Source organism: Algoriphagus sp. SE2, from assembly GCF_039563885.1.
Classification (GTDB): Bacteria; Bacteroidota; Bacteroidia; order Cytophagales; family Cyclobacteriaceae; genus Algoriphagus.
On the sequence record NZ_JBCLWJ010000040.1, the window covers coordinates 1 to 4,225 of the forward strand.

The window sequence follows — 4,225 nt, forward strand, 5'->3', positions numbered from 1 at the left end:
GGAGGGATTTGATCCAAGTTCAATAAAGTCTTTGCGAATTCTTTGTGATCTCCGCGTCTTTGCGGTAAAAAAAGCTACCCGAATTTATATCTCCTCACCCCTCTCGGTGTAGTCAAATTGTTAGTCGGGACTGGGTGGGATTTTTAATTCTACCTTGATATTCTTATTAATTAGAAATTTTCCATTGAAGAAATTGAAAGGACTATCCGTCAAAAAAACCGCAAATTGAAATAAAAATGCCCTAGAAATTGAGCAGCTGCTTAAAAAATTTCAATCCGAATTTAGAATTTTAACAACTTTAATCCACCGGCTTTTTAGCTATTTAATTATATCTATATCTCCTTCCTACACTGGGTAGGTTCAATCTTCAAAATTGATTTTTTGCTAAATTGGACGAAATTACATTTACCCAACCTATAACATTAAAAATTTATGAAAAATCCCCTATTACTAATTTTTGGTATTGTTGCTGGAATGATGATCAACTTTACTGCCCACTCCCAGTCTAATTTCAGCAGTAATTTAATTGGTTCAGGTGTGGTGGTATCTGACCTAGATCGTTCCTTAGACTTCTACATGGATGGAATCGGTATGGTCCAGGCATATACCTTCACCATCACCGAAGAGTTTTCCAAACGTTCGGGCCTTTCAAATGGTGTGCCCGTCGAGGTAAGTGTCCTAAAATTAGAGAATAGCCCAAATGCAAATGAATGGAAGCTAATGAGCTTTGGCAATAAACAATCTGAATCTAAACCGAAGTATATCCAAGATGGAACGGGCGTTCAGTATATCACCATCAATGTAAAAGCGCTGAACCCTGTGATCAAACGATTAAAAGAAAAAGGCGTGAAATTATTGGGGAGTACACCTACACCATTAAATGAAAACTTACATTTTGTTTTGGTACAGGATCCTGATGGGATCTTTATTGAATTGATAGGGCCTTTGGAATAGAGGTACAATTTTCTCCCGGGCGGGAGGGGAATAATTTATTGATCCGTATGCCCCCCGAACCCATATCTCAGGAATTTGTAATTCCGACAATCATAACTCTCAGGTGATAGTCTATGGAAACAAAATGAACTTCGTTTCCATCCTCCCGCATGAACATACGAATCCAAAATATGGCTTTGGGCGGGAGGTTGGTTCACATGGGAATCTCTAAACCCCGGGTTAAAACCCGGGGCTATTAATGGTTTGACTACTTCGTAGTCATTCGGAATACTCTGGCTGTTTTGGATCAGAACTTAAAATCATTTACTACAATCGCTCGTATTGAGGGCGAGGTGGGCTGTCGTGGCAGCGGGCCAGCGCCTGGCAAGTGCGGCTGAAGCTTTGCCACGACTTGACTTTTTGGTTCTTTTGCGTTAAGGCAAAAGAACGAAGAAAAAGAAAATAAAACCCTTTTCCATCCTGCGTGCTGTTCGGGATTTGCAATCCCGAACCCATATCTCAGGAATTTGTAATTCCGACAATCATAACTCTCATGTGATAGTCTATGGAAACAAAATAAAACTCGTTTCCATCCTCCCGCATGGACATTCGATTCCAGAAGATGGCTTTGGGCGGGAGGTTGGTTCACATGGGAATCTCTAAACCCCGGGTTAAAACCCGGGGCTACCAACATTTCGCTCCTACGGAGCTATTTCCTATTGTAATTTTCTTTGCGAAAACTTTGTGCTCTTCGTGCCTTTGCGGTTAAAAAAGCTACCCCTAAAACATGCATGCTCATTTCTTCTATAGTTTTAGCCAAAATTTTATGAGGCCAAGGTTAACTTTGATATTCTATTTTACCTACTATCTAGCTATTGATTAGCCGATGGATAATTAAATAGTAAAATAAGTATCTTAGAATGAAGTAGTCATCGCAAAAATTAATTTTTATTACAGGATATGTCCAATCCAAAAGTATTCATAAGCTATTCTAGAAGAGACTTAGAATTTGCTGAACAACTTACCCGAGAATTGATTCGGAATGGTGCAAATGTTTGGTTTGACCAGCTCAGTATTCAATCTGGATCTGCATGGGATTCAAGCATCGAGCAAGCTATTGATGACGCAGAAACCATGGTATTATTACTATCAACATCTTCCGTGAAATCGGAAAATGTTTTGGATGAAGTTGCTTTCGCTTTGGAGGAAAACAAAACAATTGTTCCGGTATTGTTGGAACCCTGTGAAGTTCCATTTAGGATTAACAGGTTGACAAAATATGATTTGAGTAAGGATTTGAACTTTGGAATGACCTCTTTACTTAAAGCTCTTGATCTTGAGGTTAATGAGGTCAATGCCAACTTTGAGCGACTAGAGGAAGAAAAGGAGAAGCTAGCTCATAACAATACAATAAGCCTAGCTGTAGAAATAGAATACTGGAAAAAACTGAGAAAACGTAGTTTATTATTTTTAATTGCAATTTCAATTCCCGTATTATCGAATGTTTTTAGCTCAACAAATTTCAGTGGACTCCTTGGGCTTTGGTTCTATTCCTTAATTTTCATGTTCTCCATGCTCATCAGTTCAGGTTTGAAGATCATTGTTGGTAATTTTCGGTGGGGAAGAAGCCTATTGAAACGTTATGAAGATATTATAACACCTACGATTCTCATACTCTTCGCATTAATAGAAAGTTCTGCCTATTTGTTTCAATCATTATCACTTTATTATATTTTTTTACTAGTAATGGTTTTACGGATTTCAAATATTAATCGACTGAAATTGAATGTCGACTATTTTATCAATTTAATCGTTCTAATACTACTCCCTACTCTAACATACTATGGGTCTGGCTTAGGAAATGGTAATCTACTTCTGCTAGTTTCTCTTACTCCGCTTATCGGTATTTCAGTATTTATAAGTGTGCTGCTTGATTTCCTTTCAAAATCGAAACTTTCATTTAATAAATACCTTAAGAATTATGCTTCCATCAGTTTCTTTTATATGCTAATATTCTTGAATATTATTGACAGTTTATACTATCAGGTTTTAAGCAATATTCCAGTTTTTTTGATCCTTTTGCTCATTGGACATTCCTTGCATAGAATTTCGCGTAAAACCGAATTCCAATTAAAATAAACTTAGAATAATGAGCCGCCAAACTAATACAACGCCCAAAATATTTATAAGCTATCATTCTAGAGATAGAGAATTTGTTATGAATCTTGCTCACGCATTAGAAGAGAAAGCGTTAACCGTATGGACAAGAGATTTACACAGTATCGCCGGAAAACGAATGGACCGTCAAATAGAGGAAGCGCTGGAAGAATCTGATATAGTCCTTTTTATACTTTCACGAAATTCTGTAGACTCCAAAGACCTTATGGATGAAGCAGATATCTCATTAAACAATCGTAAATTATTCATTCCCTTATTAATTGAACCTTGTCAACTTCCCAAAAGGCTAAAAAGAATACAATATATAGATTTACACACGAATCGTTCTGAAGGGATTGCAAACCTTTTCCGCGCATTGGCATTAAAAGGCCACAACTTTAGTGAGTTGCATCGGGATGTAATGGCATTACTTTCAGAAGGTGAACAAAAGCTACTGGCCAAAAAAGAATTGGCCAGATCCAAATTTGAGCATATTGAACGAAAGAACCGCAGACGTAAACTTGTATTGTTAGGAGTTGCTTCAATTGTGGTAGGAATCCTTGGGTATATGACCTGGGACTATAGCCAGAAGGATCGCGCCCAGTTTAACAAGATTGATGAAGACTTTAACGTATTTGGTCGGCACAGCAAGGATACTATGGATATTATTGAGAAGATGTTAACAGAACATGAATACAACTTTACCTATTGTATGCATCAAGCTGCTATTTCCCGAATTATTAATGATTTTAAGTTCTATTCGAATGATGAAGAACCTGAAATTGTTCCAAATTACCGATTAGAAATAGACAGTTTACAAGCGGTTATTGATAGTTTACAATTTTACAATGTCGAGAACAACGAAAAGCTTTAGATTCCTATTAATAAATTTCCACACCTTTCCTCCCACTATCAAAGCCTAGCCAAAGAGTTTAGTAGGCTAGCTGTACCGACTGAATAGTCCTCCTTGCCCTCCGCCGCGGCGAAGGGCGTTGATTTGGGTTCAATAAAAGTCTTTGCGAAAACTTTGTATGCTCTGCGCCTTTGCGGTTTAAAAAAAATATTTCAATCCTATGACATAAAACGGTCATTTCGAAGAAGGAAACGAAATAGGATTTTTTAGTAAACTAGCTGA

At 37.4% G+C, this 4,225-nt stretch carries 4 protein-coding genes; 3 read left to right on the plus strand and 1 reads right to left on the minus strand.

What is annotated here, in order from left to right:
- Nucleotides 1–432 precede the first annotated feature (432 nt).
- Nucleotides 433–954: a VOC family protein gene (locus AAGF08_RS20240; RefSeq protein WP_343513266.1), complete on the plus strand. Its 522-nt coding sequence runs from the start codon at nt 433–435 to the stop codon at nt 952–954.
- Nucleotides 955–1,240: 286 nt separating this feature from the next.
- Here AAGF08_RS20240 and AAGF08_RS20245 read toward each other — a convergent pair whose 3' ends face one another.
- Nucleotides 1,241–1,627 (minus strand): hypothetical protein, encoded by a 387-nt coding sequence (locus tag AAGF08_RS20245; RefSeq protein ID WP_343513267.1) that lies wholly within the window; start codon nt 1,625–1,627, stop codon nt 1,241–1,243.
- A 266-nt stretch (nt 1,628–1,893) separates the two neighbouring features.
- Here AAGF08_RS20245 and AAGF08_RS20250 point away from each other — a divergent pair, with 266 nt between their 5' ends.
- On the plus strand, nt 1,894–3,072 hold the full coding sequence (locus AAGF08_RS20250; protein WP_343513268.1) for a toll/interleukin-1 receptor domain-containing protein: 1,179 nt from the start codon (nt 1,894–1,896) through the stop codon (nt 3,070–3,072).
- A gap of 10 nt (nt 3,073–3,082) precedes the next feature.
- Nucleotides 3,083–3,964, plus strand: coding sequence for a toll/interleukin-1 receptor domain-containing protein (locus AAGF08_RS20255; protein WP_343513269.1), 882 nt, complete (start codon nt 3,083–3,085; stop codon nt 3,962–3,964).
- Nucleotides 3,965–4,225: the final 261 nt, after the last annotated feature.